This is a genomic window from Helicobacter mehlei (assembly GCF_003660265.1).
GTDB lineage: Bacteria > Campylobacterota > Campylobacteria > Campylobacterales > Helicobacteraceae > Helicobacter > Helicobacter mehlei.
The window spans coordinates 69360-90609 of sequence record NZ_QXQP01000003.1 but is presented as its reverse complement, the minus strand read 5'-3'; the positions used below and the strand labels follow the sequence as shown (position 1 = coordinate 90609).

Here is a 21250-nt window from a genome sequence, read left to right as displayed (position 1 = left end):
TTGGGTGTTATGATTTAAAGGAAAGATATGAATTTTAGAGTAAAGGTTTTGTTTGTTTTGGCGGTGTTGATGATTTTCACTTTTGGCATCACCATGAGCGTCATTAGCCACAAGGTCCAAAACAACATTACCAAAGGAACGCGCCAAACTCTCTCCTTGATGGTGAATATGCTCTCTTCTTCTTTGCAAGAAACCGATGGGCATCTCCGCGCGATGCTCCAAGATACCGTTAAACACTTTGAAAATGTGGATTTAAACGATTTGCCTAGAGTGGAGCAAATCTTAAATTTTGTGCAAAGTGGGAGTGAAGATGTGCATGTCGCCTTTGAAAATGGGATCATCATCAAATCCATTGGGAAAAAGCCCGAAAATTACGACCCTAGAAAACGCACATGGTACCAGCATGCCCGTGAGAATCCTAACCACATTTACATCACCAAGCCCTATGTCGATCTCTTCACCCAAAAGACCATCATCACCTACTCGCTAGCTTTAATGCAAAAGGGCGTGTTTAAGGGCGTGATCGCCTCAGATGTTGCCGTAGAATCTGTTTTGAAAGCCATTAGCAGTTCTTTTTTTGCTGCTAAGGGGCATGTGCATGTGCTGGATGCTAGCGGTGTGGTGCTCGCCTCCTCCACCTACAAAAAGGGCACCAAATACCACCCAGACGACCCACAATTAGTCCGCCAAATCTTATCTGACCAAGTGGGTTTTATGGAGCGCGATCACCCCAGTGGGGATAAATTCTATGTTTGGACAACGGTGCCCGATCTGGGTTGGAAAGTCGTGGGTAGGGTGTTTAAAAAGGTAGCTTTAGCAAGTCTAATCGACATCCAAAAGACGCTTTTGATCATAGGGGTTATCTCTCTTGTCATCGTCCTGTGTGTCCTCTTTGGCGTGATTGAGATTTTATTTAAGCCTTTAATCAAACTTAGAGACTTGATCGTTGAGTTGGTCTCTCAAGAGGGGGATTTGACCAAACGCCTACAGGTTAAAGGCAAAGATGAAATCGCCACCATCTCCAAAAACATCAATGCGCTTTTAGAAAAAACACAGGGCATTATTTCCAATATCAAGGAATTGAGTAACCAAAATACCCAAATCGCCAACACGTTACACACCAGTTCAAGTGATGTCTCCCAAAACACCCAAGAGGAGACAGAACGCATTTGTGTTGCGGTTAAAAATGGGAATGACATTGTGCAGAGTATTTTGATGGGGGCTAATAACGCCGATCACAACAATAAAAACCTCGTGCGAACGGGCAATAACTTAGAGGAAGTGCGCGCTAAAATCCAAACCTTTAGCCAAAATCTCGCCCACAATGCCCAGCTGGGGGTGGAGTTTTCTAATAAACTAGAAGAGGCCTCTAAGAATACCGAAAATATCAAAGCCATCTTAACCCTCATTGCCGATGTGGCAGAACAGACCAATTTACTAGCCCTCAATGCCGCCATTGAGGCAGCTAGAGCGGGCGAGCATGGACGGGGGTTTGCCATTGTGGCTGATGAGGTGCGTAAATTGGCCGAAAAGACCAAGAATAGCTTAAATGAGGTGGATCACACCATTAACGAAGTGGTGCGCGCTGTGGGGGATATTAGCCAACATCTGCACAGCAATGCTCAAGAGATTTTAAAAACCTCCGAGCTCACTTTAGCTTTGCAAGAAGTCGTGGATGCCAATGTGCAAAATATCCAAGTAGTGATCAACGCCACCACCCACGATGTGAGCGAGTTTAAGGAGGTGGCTAAAGCCACCCAAGCCATTGTGAGGGAAATCCAAGAGATCAACCAACTAGCCTCGCTCAATTACCAAAGCGTGCAAGATGTGAGCCAAGCTAGCTCCTCTTTAAAGCAAATGGCAGACATCTTTGATCGCGAGCTAGGGAAGTTTAAAGTCTAGTTACCGATAAATCGTTATAATAGCGCATTTTTTGGTAAAAGAAGTGAGATGGATCTGCGTGCGGGCTTTCTTGGGGTGTTGGTGGTGTTGTTATTTTGGGGTTGTTCGGATCAAAAGCACGGGTCGCGCCCCCTTGAAATGCAAGAACAGCCCGTAACCTTCTTTAATTTTTTGGACCAAAATCACCAAGAGTTTCGCCTTAAAATCACACCCGATCACCTGCAAATCCTATCCCCTGAGAGCACCCACAAGCCCCTTTTTATCATGGTTTTTGGTTTAGATGCACCCTCTGCACCTTTTGTAACGCTTTTTAATCGTATTCAAGAAAACTTCAAGGACAAGGTGGCATTTTTAGCGTTTTTGGACAAATCTTATCCACAAGATAAGATCGAAAGCTACACCAAAGAGCATGCCTTACATTTTTCTATGCTAAACCTGATGGATAACACCTCTTTTAGCACGCCTCTCAATAGTGCCTCTTGGCCCTTGCCTTATTTTTTGCTCTATGACAAACATGGCAAGTTGTATCAAAGCTACCGCGGGGCACTTGTTGAAGAGATGCTAACCAAAGAACTTCAAGATTTAATCCAAACCCAGAGAGATTGATGTTTAACTTTTTCAAAAAGACAATTCAAAATGTTGCCTCTTTGCTCAAAACCAAAGACGCGGCTTTTAGCAAAGAAGAGATGGAGGAAATCTTAATCGGCTTTGATGTGCAATTTGATCTAGTCGAAAAGCTCTTAGAACACCTGCCCGATCAAATCAAGCGCAACCACCTAGAAGTCGCCTTAATGCGTTTTTTACGCAAAGAGAGTTACTACGACCAAGTGCGCTTAAAGCCCTTAGACACCAAGCCCTTAGTTTCTTTAATCTTGGGGGTCAATGGGGCGGGCAAGACCACCACGATAGCCAAACTGGCTAAAAAGCACCTGCTCAATAACCAAAAAGTTTTATTAGGAGCGGGGGACACCTTTAGGGCTGCTGCGGTCAAACAACTCCAACTTTGGGGGGAGAAGTTGCAATTAGAGGTGATTAGCGCGGGGCAAAATAGCGATCCTAGCGCGCTCGCTTTCAACACCATTGAGGCGGGGATTGCTAGAGGGGCGGATCAAATCATCATCGACACCGCCGGCAGACTACACAACCAAACCAATCTCAAAAATGAGTTGTTAAAAATCTCTAGGGTGTGTAGCAAGGCACTAAACAACGCCCCCTACTATAAAATCCTAATACTAGATGGCACGCAGGGTAGCTCGGCACTCGAACAGGCTAAGATTTTCCATGAAAGTTTAGAGCTAGACGGAGTGATTGTTACCAAACTAGATGGCACCAGCAAGGGGGGATGTATTTTGAGCATTCTTTATGAATTGCAACTGCCTATTTTGTATCTAGGCGTGGGAGAGAAAGAAAACGATTTGATCGCTTTTGAGGAAATGGAGTATGTCAAAAGCCTTTTAGATGCGATCTTTAAAGATGGGCAAGAAGTCTAGGGTTTTTGAGTGCCAACATTGCGGGTTTGTCAGCCCTAAGTGGCTGGGTAAGTGCAATAATTGCCAGCAATGGGAGAGCTTTGTTGAACTGAGTAGTCCACAAAAAGAGAGTCTCAAACCCTTTAAAAACACGCCCACACTCTCAGCGGTTTCGATCACTAAAGTAGAACAGGAGAGCATTAGCACCTTTAGCTCCACACAAAAGGAATTAGACATTGTGCTAGGCGGGGGGATTGTGCCCGGGGGGTTGTATCTCATCGGGGGAGCTCCCGGGGTGGGTAAAAGCACGCTGTTATTAAAAGTGGCAGGCGGGCTAGCGGGCACGGGTTTAAGCGTGCTGTATGTGAGCGGGGAGGAGAGCGCGGGGCAGATTCGCCTAAGAGCCGATCGCCTACAATGCGTGCAGGAAAAGCTGTATCTACTCAATGAAATTGATTTAGACACGATCAAGGCGCATTTACTCGGGCAAAATTACGCCGTGTGTGTGATCGACTCGATCCAAACTTTATATTCTAGTGCGATCAGCTCTGCCCCCGGCTCGATCTCTCAGGTAAGAGAAATCACCTTTGATCTCATGCGTCTAGCCAAGCAAGAGCAGATCGCCATTTTTATCATCGGACACATCACTAAAGAGGGCTCGATCGCCGGTCCTAGGGTGCTCGAGCACATGGTCGATTCCGTGCTTTACTTTGAGGGCGATCCGAGTAGAGAGCTTAGAATTTTACGCAGTTTTAAAAACCGCTTTGGGGCGACCAGCGAAGTGGGGATTTTTGAAATGCACCAAGAGGGCTTGATGAGTGCTAAGGAGGCTTCTAAACTCTTTTTCTCTCAAAAGCAAAGCCTAGCGGGCAGTGCCTTAAGTGTGGTGCTGGAGGGCTCAAGGGCGTTGATTTTAGAAATCCAAGCCTTAGTGTGTGAAAGCTCTTTAGCCAACCCTAAACGCCTTGCCACCAGCTTTGACACTAACCGCTTGCACATGCTCTTAGCCTTGCTAGAAAAAAAGCTAGAAATCCCGCTCAATCGTTACGATGTCTTTATCAATGTATCCGGGGGGATTAAAATCAGCGAAACGAGCGCGGATTTAGCTGTGATCGCCAGCATTCTCTCTAGCTTTCGAAACCGCCCGATCAGCAATAAAACCGCCTTCATCGGGGAGGTGGGCTTAACCGGCTCGGTGCAAGAAGTGCCGAATTTAAATGTGCGCTTAAAAGAAATGGAGAATTACGGCTTTTTAAAGGCGATTGTGCCTAAAAAACCCAATCTCAAAACCCCCATTGCCTGCTACGAAGCCAAAGATGTGTCGCAGATCATTGAGTGGATGTAGGGCCAGACTTTTAAACGCTCAATCTGTGCCAACTGATCCAAGCCCTTTAGCTTGGCTGACTCCAGCGTGTTCGATCTTGCCAAAGTGCCAAATCCCATAGGAGATCGCCCAAACCAGCACAAATAAGCCCACCAAGTAATAACCTAAATCCCCAAAATCCAAATCTTTAAGATACCCCAATAATCCACCAAATTCCCAATGCATCTTTTGACTGAGCACTTGGAAAAGCTCAATTAAACCAATCACTAATGCCACTAACACGCTTAGAGTCGTGATCGTGATGTTGTAATAAATTTTACGCAAAGGTGTTTTAAAAGCCCAATCATAGGCCTTAACCATGAACACCCCATCGCAGGTATCAAATAAACTCATCCCAGCGGCAAAGAGAATGGGCAAGGAGAGCATGCCCAGTACGCTGGTTTTGATCGCCCCCCCAGAGAGCGACAACAAAGCGATCTCGCTGGCTGTATCAAAACCTAGACCAAATAAAAACCCAATCGGGTAGATGTGCCAACTCTTAGAAACAAAGGCAAAAAGGGGTTTAAAAAAGCGGTTCATCAAACCCCTCTCTTGCAAGAGGGTTTCTAGGGCTTCTTGGTTATAAGAACTGCTTTGACTCTGCTTGAAGACCTTAAAAAGATCAATCAGTATAAAGACATTGATTAGCCCTACCAAGAGCAAGAATAGACCCGAAACTAAGGTACCCACCACGCCCCCCACCTCCCTAAGTGCGGGGGTGTGGGTGTCCATCCAGCGGATCGCAAATACACTGACGATCGTAGCCAAGATAACCACACTAGAATGCCCCATAGAAAAGTAAAACCCAACTCCCATGGCATTTTGCTTTTGCTGGGAGAGTTTGCGGATCGTGTTGTCAATACAGGCAATATGATCGGCATCAAAGGCATGTCTAGAGCCTAGCATATAAGCCGTGCCAGCTAGGGCGTAAAACTTAATATCCCCGGATAAAAACAAGAGCAACAAGCCCAAAGCATGTAAAAAAACAATCGCCAAAGCATAGGGCAACCACGAACGCATGCAACAACCTTATGTTTTTAAATTTGTCATATTTAGAACCTGCAAAAAAATTAACACAGGATTAACGCGAATAATACTATAATGATATGTTTTATGTGCTTTAAGATGATAAAAGGGAGATTGATGATCGGACGGCTTTTTTGTGTGGTCCTCTTGAGCGTGCAAGTCCTTGCCAGCACCCCTAAAAACACCATTGTGATCGGGATTGAAAATGAAACCGCGCGCATTAACCCGCTCTTTGATGCCGATCATGACAGCGCGTTAGATTTTGTCTTTAGCGGGCTGACTCGCTTTAGTCCTGAGATGAAAGTTGAGCCTGATTTGGCTAAAAGTTGGGAGGTGAGTCCAGACGGGCTGGTTTGGACCTTTAAGCTAAGGGAGGATGCGCTTTGGCATGATGGGCAGAAGTTTAGTGCTCAAGATGTGAAATTCACCATTGAGCAAGCCCTCAATGATAAGCTCAACGCACCCGCACGCGCTAGCTTTGAGGCGATCAAGAGCGTGGAGGTGTTAAGCCCTTACAGCCTTAAGATCACGCTCAAAGCCCCCTACCCTGCTCTGCTGGATGCCTTGAGCATGGGAGTGTTGCCCAAGCACCTCTTAGAGGGCAAGGACTTAAACACCCATGCCTACAACCAACACCCTATTGGCACGGGGCCTTTTAAGTTTGCTAAGTGGCAAAAGGGGAGTTACATCGCCTTTGTGGCTAACGATCGTTTTTATAGGGACAAGCCCAAAGCCCAAAAGGTGATCTTAAAAATCGTACCCGATTACAATGTCCGCACCTATGAAATCAAGAACGGGTCTTTAGATGTGGCTTTGGTCGAACCCAATTTAGTTAAGGCACTCCAATCTAATCCACACATTAAGATCATGGATATAAAAAGTGCGGATTACCGCGCCTTGATGTTTAACTTCCACAATAAATTATTAAAATCACTAGCGGTGCGCCAAGCGATCAATTATGCGATCAATAAGGAGCTGATCGCCCATAAAATTTTGCATGGTTACGGGTTTGTGGCTAATAACCCCATCCAAGCTAGCTGGGCTAATGACGTTAATGCCAAGGGCTACCCCTATGATCCCAAGAAAGCCCAAGAGATTTTGATTAAAGATGGCTGGGAGCTCCAAAATGGGGTGTTTTACAAGCAGGGCAAGCCTTTAGAATTTGATATTTACGCTTTTAATAGCGATCCACTCCGTGTTACTTTGGCGAATATTTTACAAAGTGAGTTGGCTAAAGTGGGGATCAAAGCACATGCCATTGCCAAAAACCATGGGGCATTTGAGATTGACAAGGTGGATAGTTTTATCATTGGCTGGGGCAGTCCGCTTGATCCAGACACGCAGACTTACCGCGTTTTTAGTTCTAAGATGGATGCGAGCTTGAATGCCAATGGCTGGAATTACAATCACTATAGCGATAAGGCAGTTGATGAGGCTTTGCTCAAAGCACGTAGCACAGACCAGATCGCTAAACGCAAGTTTTGGTATGCCAAATTTATCCAAGCCTTGCATAATAACCCCCCCTTTGCATTTTTAGTCTATTTGCGTTATCCCTTAGCCTATAGCGATCGCATCCATGGGATCAAACCCACCATTTTGGGGCACCATGGAGCACGGTTCACGCACAATGTGGCCGAGTGGAGTAAGGATTAGTGCTTTTTTGGGTTAAGAGAATAGGGGGGGCTTTGCTCCTCTTGCTTATCTTTAGTTTTGTGATCTTTGTGATGTTGAACTTCTCGAGTGCCAATGTGGTTGCTGGGGTTTATGGGGATAGCATCCAAGCCCTTAACCCAGCGATCAAGGCGCGCATGATCGCCAATCTGGGGCTGGATCGCCCCTTGTGGGTGCGCTATTTGGTGTGGCTAAACCAAAGCTTACATGGGGATTTTGGCGTTAGTTTTGCGAGCGGGGAGAGTGTAGTAGCTATTATTAAAGCCCGTCTGCCCTATACTTTGATTCTAGGACTGACAAGTTTTATCCTCAGTTTTGTGCTGGCTGTCATCTTGGGGGTGTTAAGCGCGTTATTCAAGGGCTCTTGGCTGGATAGGGGGGTGATGTTAGTTACTTTGGGGTTTTTTAGTATCCCCAATTTTTGGCTAGGCTCGATCCTCATCATGTTTTTTAGCGTCCTTTTAGGGGTTTTGCCCAGCTCGGGAGTCTATGAATTAGGGGGTGATGAGAGTTTGGGCGATCTAGCAACTCACATGATCTTGCCTATTGCCACGCTCACACTTTCGCATTTGGCAATTTATACACGCTTGGTGCGCAGCGTGGTGCTAGAGAGTTTGCAAGAACCTTTTGTGACTAGCTACCGTTCATGGGGGGTGAGTGAAAAAATCATCCAATTTAGATTAGTGTTGCGCTATTCCTTGCTCCCCATCATTAGCTACTTTGGAGCCAATGCGGCGGGGATTTTGGGAGGGACTTACATTGTAGAGAGCGTATTTTCTATTGGGGGCTTGGGGAGCACTACCATTAACGCGCTTTTGAGTAAGGACTACCCCCTAGCCCTCAGCATCATTTTACTCAGCACAATCGTCGTCGTGCTCTTTAATCTCGTCGTAGAGATCATGGCTAAAATTTTAAACCCTAGATGGCAAGCATGAAAAAATTTCTTATTTTTGGTGCGCTCCTCTTAGGGGTGCTTTTTTTGCTCCCCTTTTTAGCCCCCTTTGATCCCACCCAAGTAGATTTAGCCCAGCTCAAATTCCCCCCCAGTGGCAAACACCTCCTAGGCACAGATTTTTTAGGGCGTGATGAACTCTCACGGCTCTTCTTTGCACTGAGAACCTCCGTATTCATCGGACTTTTAAGCGGGGTGTTGGCTATGATCATCGCCTTTGCCTATGCCTTCCTGGCCCTCAATGCACCCAAAATGATCCAATCCTTGCTTTTGCGTTTTTTGGATGGGTTTTTGTCCCTACCCAATCTCTTGCTTATCTTGCTTTTTAGCGCGTTTAACCAGCGCGCCTTTGGCATGTTGGGCTTAAGTTTGCTTTTAGCGGTGTTTTCATGGGGGAGTGTAGCTAAGGTGATCTATGACGAATTTAGCAATATTGCCACTCGCGAGTTTATTTTGAATGAAAAGGCTTTGGGGGCGGGGCGTTTGGCAATCATGTTTGATCAAATTTTGCCTGTGGCTAAAAGCAGTGTTTTTGTGCTCTTTATCAATACTTGCGCGCATGCCATTAGTGCGGAGGCCTTGCTGAGTTTCTTTGGTTTGGGGCTGATGGTGGGGGAGGCCAGTCTAGGTAACATGCTCAATGAAGCCTCTCAAGCCATTTTTACGGGGGTGTGGTGGCTGGTTTTAACCCCCGGATTGGCTGTTTTTGGGATTGTCTTTGGTTTAATGCTCTTGGGGGAACGGGTGCAAAAACATGGTTGAGATTGCGCATTTAAATATCTTTGCCCCCAAAAACCAAATTTTATACGATGTGAGTTTCAGCACGCAAGCGCATTTGGCAATCTTGGGGAGTAGCGGGAGTGGCAAAAGCACGCTGGCTAAAGCCATCTGCGGCATTTTGCCCCACCACCTCAAAGCCCAATATAGCAAGCTTGCCACCAAGGGGCGGGCGAGCTATGTTTTCCAAGATTGTATCAGTTGCTTTTTCCCCTACCTTAAGATCAAGGACACTTTCCAAATGGTCTTAAAGGACAGACTCACCCACATACAGCCTATTTTTGAACGGCTGAACATCCCCCCTAAGGTATGGGAGCTCTACCCCTATGAGCTTAGTCGGGGCATGGCAAGCCGTATCCAAATTGCGCTCAATCTCGCCCTAGAGGCTAAAATTCTTTTATTAGATGAGGTTACTAGCTCCCTAGATAGTGCCAATACTAAGAGTGTCATTGAATTACTCTTGCAATTAGAAACCCAAAGGCTGGTGATCACCCACGATGAAGAGGTCGCTTACGCACTCTGTGAAGAGGTTTTGGTGCTAGAGAGTGGGCGGATGACTTATTTTGGGGATAAAATGGGGTATTTTTCATGAGTTTAGAAATCCAGCACTTGGAAAAATCCTATGGCAATTACGCGATTTTAAAAAACATTAGCTTTTGCGTGTCAAGTGGGGAAAGTGTGGCGTTAATGGGGAGTAGCGGGAGTGGCAAAAGCACGCTCACTAAGTGCATTGCTAGGTTAGAGAGTTTTAATAGCGGGCAAATTTTATGCGATCAAAAGAATATCCTAGATTTCCCAGAAAAAGCATTTAGAAAAGCAATCCAATATGTTTTTCAAGATCAATTAAGTGCACTCAACCCGGCTAAATTAGTCAAGCACCTTTTAAGTAGTGTGTGCCACCGTTTTGGCATCCAAGAGGATTTAGCAGAAATCATGCATCAAGCAAAACTAGCTCCCGCACTTTTAGAACGCTACCCTAGTGAGCTGAGTGGTGGTGAAAGACAAAGACTGGGCATTGCGCGCGCCATGCTCATCAAACCACAAGTCTTGCTCTTAGATGAGATCACCAGCGCGCTAGATAAGAATTTGAAATACGAGATCATGGAGGTGTTGATGGCTTACCAAGCACGCTACAAAACCACCATGATCGCCATCACGCATGACAAAGCCATCGCCCAAAAATACTTCACCCGCCACCTTGTGATCGAGGGGGGGAGGTTGGTGGAGTGATGGGTGGTTAGTTCCCCTTATTCACCCAAAAACTCTTGAATGGCTTGGGTTTTATCGGTTTGCTCCCAGCTAAAGCCTTCACGCCCAAAATGCCCGTAAGTGGCGGTGGGTCTGTAAATGGGACGCAAGAGATCTAAACTTTGCATGATCCCCTTGGGTGTGAGTTTGAAAAGAGTGCGCACGCAAGCCTCTAGGGTTTCTGGGCTGTGCTTGCTGGTGTTGTGGGTGTTGATATACACTGATACGGGATCGACGATCCCAATGGCATAGGCCAGTTGCACGGTGGCTCTCGAACAGACCTTGCTAGCCACCAAGTTTTTGGCGATGTAGCGTGCCATGTAGGCTGCACTGCGATCCACTTTCGAGGGGTCTTTCCCACTAAATGCCCCGCCCCCATGCGGGCAACTCCCCCCATAAGTATCCACGATGATTTTGCGCCCGGTTAAACCCGCATCGCCTTGAGGACCGCCGATGACAAATTTCCCGGTCGGGTTGATATGGTAAGTAATATTGTCGTTTAAAAACTCTTTGGGCAGGACTTTATAGACAATCTCTTCAATCACCGCCTCGCGTAGGCGTTTTTGATCGATCTCGGGGCTGTGCTGGGTGGAGATCACAATTGTGTCGATCCCCACGGGTTTATATCCCTCATAGCGGATAGTAACCTGTGCTTTTCCATCGGGGCGTAAAAAAGGCAAGGTCGCGCTTTTTCTAGCACTGGCTAGCCCGGAGGTGATGGCATGGGCTAGGTGGATGGCTAGGGGCATATAAGCAGGAGTCTCATCACACGCATAACCAAACATCAGCCCCTGATCGCCCGCACCCACCTCCCCATCGGCGCGATCCACGCCTTGATTAATATCTGGACTCTGTTCGCCAATCCCATTGAGTACGGCTGCACTGCGGTAATCAAAGCCATAGAGCGCATCGGTATAACCAATGTTTTTGACCACAGAGCGCGCGATCTCTTGCATGGGGGCATAGACGCGGGTTTTGAGCTCACCAGTGATGATGCAAAATCCATTAGCTAGCAAGGTTTCACATGCCACGCGCGCATGCGGGTCGCGCTCAATAATGTAGTCCAAAATGGCATCACTGATCTGATCCGCCATTTTGTCTGGATGCCCCTCTGTAACCGATTCGGAGGTGAAAAGATAAGCCCCCATGACTAGCCTTGCATTTGGGCGGCTACTTCAGCGGCAAAATCCCCGCTCTTTTTCTCCACACCCTCGCCCACTTCAAAGCGCACATAAGCACCGATAACCAAATCATCATGGAGTTGCGCGCCTTTTTCTTGGAGGACTTGTGCAATGGTTTTTTTATCATCCATGACAAAAAACTGCCCCAATAAAGTGAGGCGTTGATCTAAAAGCGTGTTATCGGCAATGAATCGTTCCATCTTGCCGGGCAAAATCTTATCAAAGATTTTCTCGGGCTTACCCTCTGTTTTAAGTTGTGCTTTAAATTCCTCTTCTTGGGCTTGGAGCACCGCGGGGGTGAGCTCCGCCATACTCACAAACTTAGGGATATGCTTTAAAGGCTTACCCAAACGTTTGAATTCCTCATTTTCTTTTTCTAGTTCAGCCACTAAGGCTAATTTTTCTTGGGCAATAAATTCGGGGCTAAAGGCATGGTGATCGAGCACAACGGGTTTCATCGCAGCAGCATGCATGGCAATTTGGCGGGCCAATTCCCTTAAAGCGGGTGTATTTTTGGGGTCTTTGTGGGCGATCTTGATGATCGCGCCCACGCGTTGGTTAGCGTGCAAATAGGCATGTAATGCCTCCTGTTTTTGCGCACTCACTTGGGCCAAACGCCTCACCACAATATTTTCTCCAATTTTGGCCACCGCGCTGTGCAAATAATCTTGGAATTTTTCACCCCCCATAGAAGCCTGATAGAGTTCTTCCACGCTTTGGGCGTTAGAAGATTTAGCCACCTCTAGGCTTTTGCTCACAAGGGCTTTAAAATGATCGTTCTTGGCAACAAAATCGGTTTCAGAATTGATCTCCAACATGGTGGCTTGGGCTTCATTCACCTCTAAAGCCACCACACCCTCGCTAGCCAACCTATCTGCCTTTTTAATCGCCTTGCTCAAGCCTTTCTGGCGCAGGTATTCTAAAGATTTTTCCAAATCCCCCCCACATTCCACCAACGCTTTTTTGCAATCCATCATCGGCGCATCACTCATTTCCCGTAGTTGCTTGACTTGGGTGGCACTAATTTGTGTGCTCATCTTGCCCTCCTTCTAATTGCAATTCTTCTAGTAACTCTGCTTGTTCTAACTCACTAGCGTGTTCGACTTCCTCAACTTCTTCTGTGGATCGCCCCACCAACTCGCGCCCCTCAGTGATCGCCTCTGCCATTTCTTTACAAAAAAGCCGAATAGAGCGAATCGCATCATCATTGCCCGGGATCGGGTAATCCACCAAATCGGGATCGCAATTGGTGTCTAAGGGGGCGATGATGGGGATACCCAATCGGCGCGCCTCTGCCACCGCGATTTTTTCTTTCACCACATCCACAATGAACATCATATCGGGCATTTTTTTCATGTGGCGCACCCCACCCAAATATTTTTCTAATTTCTCTTTTTTGCGCAAGATCATGAGCTTTTCTTTTTTGGTGAGCAAGTCGATCTGCCCACTACTCTCCATCTCTTCCATGATCTCTAATTTGCGCACGGATTTTCTAATAGTGCTAAAATTGGTTAGCATCCCGCCTAGCCAGCGGTAATTCACATAGGGGACATTGACCTGCATGGCATATTCTTTGAGCGCATCGCTGGCTTGCTTTTTGGTGCCCACAAACATAATGGTTTTGCCCTCTGCGCTAGCATCACGCACGATGTTATAGGTGTAGCGGAAGTACCGCAAAGTTTTTTGCAAGTCTATGATGTGGATATTCTTGCGCACACCAAAGATAAAGCGCGCCGTCTTAGGATTCCAACGCCGTGTTTGGTGTCCAAAATGCACCCCACATTCCAATAAATCTTTCATGGTGATCATTCTTTACTCCTTAAAGTTTGCCTCCACGCTCTGACGATCACTTTAAGCTAAAGCGTGTGCGGGATTTGAAAAACAGAAACTAAAAACCAAAAAATCGAGAGCCCCCGAAGGGGCAAGGTGCATTAGTGGCTGATGCGTTCATCTCTCCCATGATCTTTATGGGGATGTTCGTGGCGATCACGGCGATCGGCGTGTGGGTGTCCATGGGGGTGTTCTGGATGGCGATCCACGCTGTGATCTCTGCGATCTTTCATGGCGTGTGGATTGCCTTTGCTGCCTACATAGGTGATGTTGCCATGCGCATCAATGTCGTAAGCTTGTCCAAAACCTTTTACAAAGCGACCTTTGATGAAGTCTAGTTTGATGAGGTGGAAATCTTGCATGTGGCGGATGGTTTCTAAACCACGACCTTTGCCATGTTTTTGGATGAAGTTATCATAAACACGATCAAACTCCGCACCTCTCTCCATGAAAGTAACACGGGTTCTGTAGCGCAAGCGACGGCGTAAAATGGGAGATTTGGCTGTCGCTTCATCTTCTAAGAACATGATTTCAACATTGTCAGGGTGGGCTTTAATGCTATTGAAGTGTTCAGCCACTTCGCTCACATAAATGTAGAATTGCCTCCTGCCATCTTGTTCGTCAAACAAAAGCGCGCTGTAAGAACAGATCACTTCATTTTCAGGGCTCAAGCTAGCGATGCAAACGGTGCTAAAGCTTTCTCTAAAACGCTCTAAATCGGCACGCACTTCGTCCATATCTGTAGTTTTGGCAATTGATCGGCACATCTCGATAATCGCATCTTTAATGCCCTCAACACTCTCAACTTTGGCCGGAAAATCAATCCGCAACATCGATTCTCTGCCATCTATCATATAAACAATGTCCATGCCACCCATGTCTGCATTTTTCATGCGGACACCATGCGCACCCCTAACTTGACCAAACTTGGCTAGCAACGCCTCCATGTCTTGCACATGGTTGTTGTTCATATGATCAACAATAAAGCTAATATCCATCTAAAAACTCCTCGTAGTATTTTTAAGGCTTCTTATTATATCATTAAATTTACAAATGTGCAGGTTAATTCGATGTCTGTTGTTTATTTTTTTCACAAAGGTTAGGCATGGTGCATGTCATTTTGAGCGGAGGGAGTGGGAAAAGGCTGTGGCCTTTAAGCCGCTCACATTTTCCCAAGCAATTTTTAAAACTCTATGACTCCAAGAGTCTTTTTGGTCTGGCTTTAGATCGTTTGGATCACCCCCAAGCGCGTTTTTTAGTGGTCTGCAACGAGGCACATTACTTCCATGCCCTAGAGGAGATGAGCGCGCTCCACTTAGAAGATCGCACTGATTTTTTATTGGAGAGTGCACCTAAAAACACCATGAACGCCTTGATCTTAGCAAGTTTGGCATGCGATTTAGAGGAAATCTTAGTGATAAGCCCCACCGATCACCTCATGGACAAGCCCGCCTTCCAAAGTGCATTGGAGATTGCAGTCCAGCACGCCAAAGAGGGTAAAACCATGCTCTTTGGGGTGGATCAAGAACCCAATAGCCAATATGGCCTGATCACATGCGCCCCGCTTGAAGAGGGCATTAGCCCCGTTCTTGGTTTTATAGAAAAACCCAACCCCACCCAGATAGCCCAACTCCAAGCACAGGCGCGCGGGCATTTTTACACCAATAGTGGCATGTTTGTCTTTAAGGCGGGTGTATTTTTGCAAACCTGCGCCCGACATGTCCCCCACATGCTCCAAGCCTGCCAAGAAGTCTTTAGACAAGCTAAACGCCTACCCCATATTATCAAATGCCAAACCCAAGACTTACAAGAGGGGGGGAGCGTGGATGTGTGTTTGTGGCAAAAATGCCCAAACCTCTTTGTTGTGCCTCTAAAGGCTAATTGGCGCGATGTGGGGCATTTTGCAAGTCTGAAGCAAAGCCTACAAGAGGATAGCCAGCACAACACTCCCCACACCCCCAAGCCAGTGCTTTTTGAGCAAGCCACGCATAATTATGTCTATAGCCACAAATTTAGTACATTGTTGGGCGTGCATGGCTTGGTGGTGGTGGATACTAAGGATGGCTTGCTCATTGCCCACCAAGATCACCTAGACAAACTCCCAACGCTGGTTACAGAGATCGCCCAAAAATACCCTGAGTTAGTGCATAACTACCCCTTAGAATACCGCCCTTGGGGGAGCTTTGAGGTCTTGCTAGAATGCCCCTTTTTTAAGGTTAAACTTCTAAAGATCACGCCCCATAAACGTTTGAGTCTGCAAAGACACCAACACAGAAGCGAGCATTGGGTCGTTGTGGAGGGGGTGGCTAGCGTGGTGGTGGGCGATGCACACCTGCAAGTGGCCACCAATGAAAGCGTGTTCATCAAGCAAGGGCAAATCCACCGATTGGGCAATGACACCCATGAGCCCCTAACAATTTTAGAAGTGCAATGCGGTGCACGCTTGGATGAAAGCGACATTGAACGCTTAGAAGATGACTACAAACGCCCCTAAAGGAAGAAAATGAAAAAAGTTGCTTTGATTACTGGGATTACCGGACAAGATGGGAGTTATCTAGCCCGCTATTTATTGGATTTGGGCTATGAAGTGCATGGGATTAAAAGACGCAGTTCTTCATTTAATACCGCCCGAATCGATGCCATTTATGAAGATGTGCATAGTAGCCATGCGCATTTTTTCTTGCACTATGGGGACTTGACCGACTCCTCTAACATGATCGCCTTGATTGCCAAGATCAAGCCCGATGAAATTTACAATCTAGCCGCGCAAAGCCATGTGCAGGTTTCTTTTGAGATGCCCGAATATACGGCCAATGTGGATGCGTTGGGGACCTTGCGTATTTTAGAGGCAATGCGTTTGCTAGGTCTTAAAAACACGCGTTTTTACCAAGCCAGTACCTCCGAACTATATGGAGAAGTGCTGCAAACCCCCCAGAATGAAAACACCCCCTTTAACCCCAGAAGCCCCTATGCAGCCGCCAAACTCTATGGCTACTACATCACCAAAAATTACCGCGAGGCTTACGGGTTTTTTGCGCTCAATGGGATTTTATTTAACCATGAAAGCCCTGTGCGGGGGGAAACCTTTGTTACCCGCAAGATCACCATGGCGATTGCGCGCCTGCTCTATGGTTTGCAAGATTGCTTGTTTTTGGGGAATTTGGATGCCAAACGCGACTATGGGCATGCCAAAGATTATGTCGTGGCGATGCACTTGATGTTGCAACACCACACACCCATAGACTATGTCGTTGCTAGTGGCAAGACCTTAAGTATCCGTGATTTTGTACGCGCTTGCTTTGAAAAGGTGGGCGTGATCGTGGAATTTCAGGGTCAGGGCTTAGATGAGGTGGGTGTGGTGGTGGATCTCAAACCCAGCCCCCTAGTGGATTTCACCCACCCCTTAAGCCCTAATCAAATTGTGTTGCGTGTGGATGCACGCTATTTTAGACCTACAGAAGTGGATTTATTGTTAGGCGATCCTAGCAAGATCGAGCGTGAGCTAGGTTGGAAACGCCAATTTGGGATTGAGGATCTCATTTTAGACATGCTCAGGAGCGATTTGGCTCTAGCTAAGAAAGAAGCCTTGATCGCACGCACCTAGCGGACAAAACGCCCGGGCTTTTTCCACCAACCCCGCCTATAAGCCCAATAAAAAACCCCCGCACGGGCATAGGTTTCTACACAAATGATCACAAAAAGCCAGCGGACATGGTAGCCATGGTGGAGCAAAAAATACATGGGGATGATGCGTAATGACCACAGGCTAAACGTATTAATCAAGAGCGAGACTTTAGCCATCCCCGCCCCTCTAAAAGTCCCATCCAGCACAAACAAACATGCCAGGGGCACTTGGGAGACCCCCACAGCGACTAAATACCACCCTGCCACCTCTACAACCGCTAGATTATGCGTGAAGACCAACGCAAAGGGTTTGGCAAAGACCACCAACAAAACACCCATCACGCCTAAAAATAACACGCCTATTTTTAAAGTGGTGCGGACATATTCTTGCGCTTTTTGGACTTGATTAGCCCCTAGATGTTGCCCCACTAAAACCATGCATGCAATGCTAAAGCCCAGCCCGGGCATGTAGCTAAAACTCTCCACGCGCAAGCCAATTTGCATGCCTGCTAGCACCTCATCGCCATAGCTAGCCACAAATTTAGAGATTAACGCCATGGAAAAAAGGGTTAAAAGTCTCTCAAATCCTGAGGGCCAGCCTACTTTCCAAGCCCGTTTGAAAAAGTCAAAATCAAAGGTCATGTGGAATCTAAGAGCTTTTTTCGTGGCTGTGGTGATCCCAAAGAGCATGGCTAATTCTACAAACGCCACAATCACATTTGCCCATGCTGCCCCGGCAATCCCCAAACGCGCAAAACCAAAATGCCCAAAAATCAAAGCTTGGTTTAAAAACAAGCACAGAACACTCATCACCAGCTTGATTAAAAAGGGGGTCAGCGTGTCTGAGAAACTAGCTAGCGCAGCCACCATCACATTCTTAATAAAAATAGCGGGCAGGGCAAAGACCAAAATATGCAAATATTCTTGTGCCAAATGATTAGCCTCATCTTTAAGCCCCATCCAATCCACAAAGCTAGAAACCCCCAAAAAGCCCACTACGCCAGCTAAACCACACAGCACACAAGCCCCGATCAAAATACTACAATAGCCCACAGACACGAGCTCCATGTCTTTTGCCCCCACCAGACGGCTAAGGGTCGCATTCGTGCCAATGTAAAACACAGAGTTGAGGGCATAAAATAAGAGCATGTATTGCAAACCCACCCCCATCGCCACAATGTGCGCATCTGAGAGTTTCCCCATAAAAAAGATGGAGACAGCCAAAACAAAGATTTCTAAAAAGTTATTCACCCCAGAGGGCAGGGCAAGGCTTAAAACCTTTTTGAGTCGCCACCAACGGATCGCTTTTATAATAGCAACGCTCCTAGTATCCCAAAGACGATTAAGGGGATATTATAAACCAAAAAGGTCGGCAAACAAGTGTCATAAATATGGTTGTGTTGCCCATCGGCATTTAAGCCCGTTGTAGGACCTATAGTGCTATCGCTAGCAGGTGAGCCCGCATCGCCCAAAGCGGCTGCTATGCCTACTAATAAAATGGTCGCTGGCGTGCTAAAGCCAAGAGCCAAACACAGAGGGCAATAAAAGGTTGCTATGATGGGGAGTGTCCCAAAGGAAGTCCCAATCCCTATGGTGATAAAAAGCCCAATACCTAACATCACCAATGCGCCTTCGAATTTGTTAGAGATCATCTTATCGGTTAAATGCACCAGATCGCTAATGGCATGCGTTTTTTGCAAGATTTCCCCAAAGCCGGCCGCTACCAACATCACAAACGCCACAAATGCCATGGATTTTACGCCCTCATCAATCACGCCGTCCATGTCTTTCCACTTCACCACACGCCCGATCAGCATCACCATCAAGCCAATCAACGCTCCCAAGGGCAAAGACCCCGTTTCAATCTGCACCATAAAGGCTAGGATAATCCCTAGTAAGGTCAAATAATCCTTACCGGTTAATTTCAAATCACCCTGTGCGTGTATCTCCATGCGTTCTTGGTAAATACGCGGTTTGCGATACAACACCACCACAGCAACAACCAACCCAACCAACATTGCCAAACCCGCAATAGACATCACAGCCACCACTTGGGATAAGTTGGTGTGGATGCCATTTTTAACCAAATTATCCACAATCATGGTTTGGAAAATCAGCCCAAAGCCAGCCGGGATGGTCATGTAGGGTGCTTGCAAACCAAAGGTCAGCGCACACGCCACCGCCCGTCTGTCTAGTTGCAAGCGATTCATCAGGTGCAAAAGTGGGGGGATGAGAACGGGGATAAAGGCAATATGCACGGGGATTAAATTTTGTGAAAAGCACGCAATGAAAGCGATTAAAAAACAAAAGATCGTGGCTTTTTGGTCCATCTTGCTAACCAGCTTGTTTAATAAAACCTTAATCAAATTGCCACTTGAGATCGCCACTGCCAAAGCCCCTAAGAGCACATAGCTTAAAGCCGTTTCTAAATTGCCTTGCATGCCCGCAATCATCATTTTAATGGTTTCTACGATGTTTAGCCCCCCCATCAGCCCAGCCACCAAGCTAGCCACCATGATCGCTAGTAAAATATTGAGCCGTGCCAAACTCAAAGCCACCATCACCAGCACAGACACCACCGCCGCATTTGTCAAAAACATAACTCGATCCTTGTATTTTTTAAAGTGTTTGCAAATGTTTCTAGGTGTCTATACTGGTCTCTTAGAGACCATGCGTGTGTGCCCTGCGCAAGTTAATAATCACTAACCACTCGCTTTAAGAGATCCCCATAAGCATCGATGCGCCGATCCCTAAAAAAAGGCCACATCTGACGCACCTGTGCACTTCTTTGCAAATCAATGCGCGCATACAAAATCTCTTCTTGTTCCCCTGCACAAGCCAACTCCTCCCCCAAAGCCCCGTAAATAAAACTGCTCCCAAAGAAGTTCAGCCCGCTGGTTTGCGAAGAGGGGTCTTGTTCAACACCCACACGATTAGAGGTGATGACTGGCATGGCATTGGCGATACTATGCCCCTTTTGCACACCCTTCCATGCCTCTCTTTGCAAGAGTCTATCTGCCATGCTCTCGCTTGCATCGCAAAACCACCCGATCGCACTTGGGTAAATCAAAATATCCGCCCTTTTTAATGCCATGATCCGCGCAGCTTCAGGAAACCACTGATCCCAGCACACCAACACACCTAAATTCCCCACACTGCTAGCAATGGGGGCGATGGTATCTCCGGGCGTAAAATAAAATTTTTCATAAAAACGTGGGTCATCGGGGATGTGCATTTTACGCTGTTTGCCCAAGATATGCCCATCAGCCTCAAAAACTACAGCAGTATTATGGAAAACCCCCTCCATACGTTTTTCAAACAAAGAACCCACCAACACCACCCCATAATCCTTAGCCAAAGCACCTAAAAAAGCGGTGTCTTCATCATAAAAATGCGCCCACTCAAAGTAACATGGGTCTTCATGCTGGCAAAAATACGGGTAGGGGTGTAACTCGGGTAAAACCACTAAGTTTAGATCAGGATGTTGTTCTTTGGCTTTTTCAAGCATGCCCTGTGTGTGTTGCAAGGTCTTGAGTCGATTGCCTTGGTAGGCGTGTTGCAAAATAGCGACCCTGATGTGCATGCCTAAAATTCATCCTCATATTCGCTATCTGCGCTCACATAGTCATCATCATCATACCCCCCATGATAGTCCCCAGCACTATCCTCAAAATCTTCTTCAAAATCCTCAAATGAATCTTCAAAATCATCCATTTTGCACTCCTTATAATGAAAGCGGGATTATAACAAAACAAAAGTCTTAGAATGGCTAATGCTGGGGAAGTTTTTAGAGACTCACCACCAAGGACCATACATCATCGGCATACCCCCCATCATCGGGTACATACCATAAGGATACATGCCCATGGGGTACATCCCCATCGGGTACATACCATAAGGATACATGCCCATGGGGTACATCATGGGATTATAAGGGATATAGCCCGCACCAGTGGGTGGGAGGGGAGATAAAGCAAATCTACCTCCATGTGCTAGCTTGACACCCGCCAAGGAAATATCCTGAAAAGGTCCATAGTTCCTAGGTTTGGTCTTGGCAATCTCGCCATTTTTATCCCCCACACATTCATTTTTGATCTGCGCACACTCATTGAGGGTGTCTATATCAGGCAAGTTAGGATCCACATCGGCTGGATCGCCTACCCAGCATCCACCCAATAGTGCCAAAATGCTAGAATGCAAAAAAACC

Annotated in this window: 21 protein-coding genes; 11 read left to right on the top strand and 10 right to left on the bottom strand. The window is 46.7% G+C overall.

Annotation, left to right across the window (positions count from 1 at the left end):
- The first annotated feature begins 27 nt into the window (after positions 1 to 27).
- From EAO36_RS01865 to radA, 4 genes are read left to right on the top strand one after another with little or no spacing between them, the layout of a single operon-like run.
- Positions 28 to 1902, top strand: coding sequence for a methyl-accepting chemotaxis protein (locus tag EAO36_RS01865; protein ID WP_235852233.1), 1875 nt, complete (start codon positions 28 to 30; stop codon positions 1900 to 1902).
- Positions 1903 to 1950: 48 nt separating this feature from the next.
- On the top strand, positions 1951 to 2508 hold the full coding sequence (locus tag EAO36_RS01860; protein ID WP_120948115.1) for a hypothetical protein: 558 nt from the start codon (positions 1951 to 1953) through the stop codon (positions 2506 to 2508).
- Positions 2508 to 3392: a signal recognition particle-docking protein FtsY gene (gene ftsY, locus EAO36_RS01855; protein WP_120948114.1), complete on the top strand. Its 885-nt coding sequence runs from the start codon at positions 2508 to 2510 to the stop codon at positions 3390 to 3392. The genes EAO36_RS01860 and ftsY overlap by 1 nt, the downstream gene beginning before the upstream one ends.
- A complete protein-coding gene (gene radA / locus EAO36_RS01850; protein WP_120955628.1) occupies positions 3376 to 4716 on the top strand; it encodes a DNA repair protein RadA in 1341 nt (446 codons plus the stop codon). The genes ftsY and radA overlap by 17 nt, the downstream gene beginning before the upstream one ends.
- An 18-nt stretch (positions 4717 to 4734) precedes the next feature.
- On the opposite strand, the gene EAO36_RS01845 is transcribed toward radA, so the two are convergent.
- Positions 4735 to 5754 (bottom strand): HoxN/HupN/NixA family nickel/cobalt transporter, encoded by a 1020-nt coding sequence (locus EAO36_RS01845; RefSeq protein ID WP_120948112.1) that lies wholly within the window; start codon positions 5752 to 5754, stop codon positions 4735 to 4737.
- A gap of 123 nt (positions 5755 to 5877) precedes the next feature.
- Between EAO36_RS01845 and EAO36_RS01840 the strand changes: the two genes are divergently transcribed.
- Genes EAO36_RS01840 through EAO36_RS01820 form a run of 5 tightly spaced genes read left to right on the top strand, consistent with a single transcriptional unit; the run spans position 5878 to position 10390 of the window.
- Complete coding sequence (locus tag EAO36_RS01840; RefSeq protein ID WP_120948111.1) at positions 5878 to 7413, top strand: ABC transporter substrate-binding protein; 1536 nt, start codon at positions 5878 to 5880, stop codon at positions 7411 to 7413.
- Complete coding sequence (locus tag EAO36_RS01835; protein WP_120948110.1) at positions 7413 to 8366, top strand: ABC transporter permease; 954 nt, start codon at positions 7413 to 7415, stop codon at positions 8364 to 8366. The genes EAO36_RS01840 and EAO36_RS01835 overlap by 1 nt, the downstream gene beginning before the upstream one ends.
- Positions 8363 to 9145, top strand: coding sequence for an ABC transporter permease (locus EAO36_RS01830; protein WP_120955627.1), 783 nt, complete (start codon positions 8363 to 8365; stop codon positions 9143 to 9145). The genes EAO36_RS01835 and EAO36_RS01830 overlap by 4 nt, the downstream gene beginning before the upstream one ends.
- The gene (locus EAO36_RS01825; RefSeq protein ID WP_120948108.1) at positions 9138 to 9752 is read left to right on the top strand and encodes an ATP-binding cassette domain-containing protein; all 615 of its coding nucleotides are present in this window, start codon (positions 9138 to 9140) and stop codon (positions 9750 to 9752) included. Before EAO36_RS01830 ends, EAO36_RS01825 begins: the two co-directional genes overlap by 8 nt.
- Positions 9749 to 10390, top strand: a complete 642-nt coding sequence (locus tag EAO36_RS01820) for an ABC transporter ATP-binding protein (RefSeq protein WP_120955626.1) — start codon at positions 9749 to 9751, stop codon at positions 10388 to 10390. Before EAO36_RS01825 ends, EAO36_RS01820 begins: the two co-directional genes overlap by 4 nt.
- A 17-nt stretch (positions 10391 to 10407) precedes the next feature.
- Here EAO36_RS01820 and metK read toward each other — a convergent pair whose 3' ends face one another.
- The 4 genes from metK to EAO36_RS01800 all read right to left on the bottom strand — a co-directional run bounded on the left by metK (position 10408) and on the right by EAO36_RS01800 (position 14417).
- Positions 10408 to 11556, bottom strand: a complete 1149-nt coding sequence (metK, locus tag EAO36_RS01815) for a methionine adenosyltransferase (protein WP_120948106.1) — start codon at positions 11554 to 11556, stop codon at positions 10408 to 10410.
- Between the two features lie 2 nt (positions 11557 to 11558).
- Entirely contained in the window at positions 11559 to 12626 is a 1068-nt protein-coding gene (gene tsf, locus EAO36_RS01810) for a translation elongation factor Ts (RefSeq protein WP_120948105.1), read from the bottom strand.
- Positions 12610 to 13398, bottom strand: a complete 789-nt coding sequence (gene rpsB, locus EAO36_RS01805) for a 30S ribosomal protein S2 (RefSeq protein WP_013889897.1) — start codon at positions 13396 to 13398, stop codon at positions 12610 to 12612. The genes tsf and rpsB overlap by 17 nt, the downstream gene beginning before the upstream one ends.
- Before the next feature lie 122 nt (positions 13399 to 13520).
- Complete coding sequence (locus tag EAO36_RS01800; RefSeq protein WP_120948104.1) at positions 13521 to 14417, bottom strand: HugZ family heme oxygenase; 897 nt, start codon at positions 14415 to 14417, stop codon at positions 13521 to 13523.
- A gap of 107 nt (positions 14418 to 14524) precedes the next feature.
- On the opposite strand from EAO36_RS01800, the gene EAO36_RS01795 reads away from it, so the two are divergent.
- A complete protein-coding gene (locus tag EAO36_RS01795) occupies positions 14525 to 15913 on the top strand; it encodes a sugar phosphate nucleotidyltransferase (protein WP_120948103.1) in 1389 nt (462 codons plus the stop codon).
- 9 nt (positions 15914 to 15922) lie between these two features.
- Complete coding sequence (gene gmd / locus EAO36_RS01790; RefSeq protein WP_120948102.1) at positions 15923 to 17023, top strand: GDP-mannose 4,6-dehydratase; 1101 nt, start codon at positions 15923 to 15925, stop codon at positions 17021 to 17023.
- Here gmd and EAO36_RS01785 read toward each other — a convergent pair.
- From EAO36_RS01785 to EAO36_RS01770, 5 genes are all read right to left on the bottom strand, one after another.
- Positions 17020 to 18294 (bottom strand): MATE family efflux transporter, encoded by a 1275-nt coding sequence (locus EAO36_RS01785; protein WP_120948101.1) that lies wholly within the window; start codon positions 18292 to 18294, stop codon positions 17020 to 17022. The two genes, gmd and EAO36_RS01785, sit on opposite strands and share 4 nt — an antisense overlap.
- Positions 18295 to 18350: 56 nt before the next feature.
- The gene (locus EAO36_RS01780; protein WP_120948100.1) at positions 18351 to 19643 is read right to left on the bottom strand and encodes a Na+/H+ antiporter family protein; all 1293 of its coding nucleotides are present in this window, start codon (positions 19641 to 19643) and stop codon (positions 18351 to 18353) included.
- 92 nt (positions 19644 to 19735) lie between these two features.
- Positions 19736 to 20626 (bottom strand): carbon-nitrogen hydrolase, encoded by an 891-nt coding sequence (locus tag EAO36_RS01775; RefSeq protein WP_120948099.1) that lies wholly within the window; start codon positions 20624 to 20626, stop codon positions 19736 to 19738.
- Positions 20627 to 20628: 2 nt separating this feature from the next.
- Positions 20629 to 20757: a hypothetical protein gene (locus EAO36_RS08900; protein ID WP_268877237.1), complete on the bottom strand. Its 129-nt coding sequence runs from the start codon at positions 20755 to 20757 to the stop codon at positions 20629 to 20631.
- 81 nt (positions 20758 to 20838) lie between these two features.
- On the bottom strand, positions 20839 to 21243 hold the full coding sequence (locus EAO36_RS01770) for a U1 small nuclear ribonucleoprotein (protein WP_235852337.1): 405 nt from the start codon (positions 21241 to 21243) through the stop codon (positions 20839 to 20841).
- Positions 21244 to 21250 lie beyond the last annotated feature (7 nt).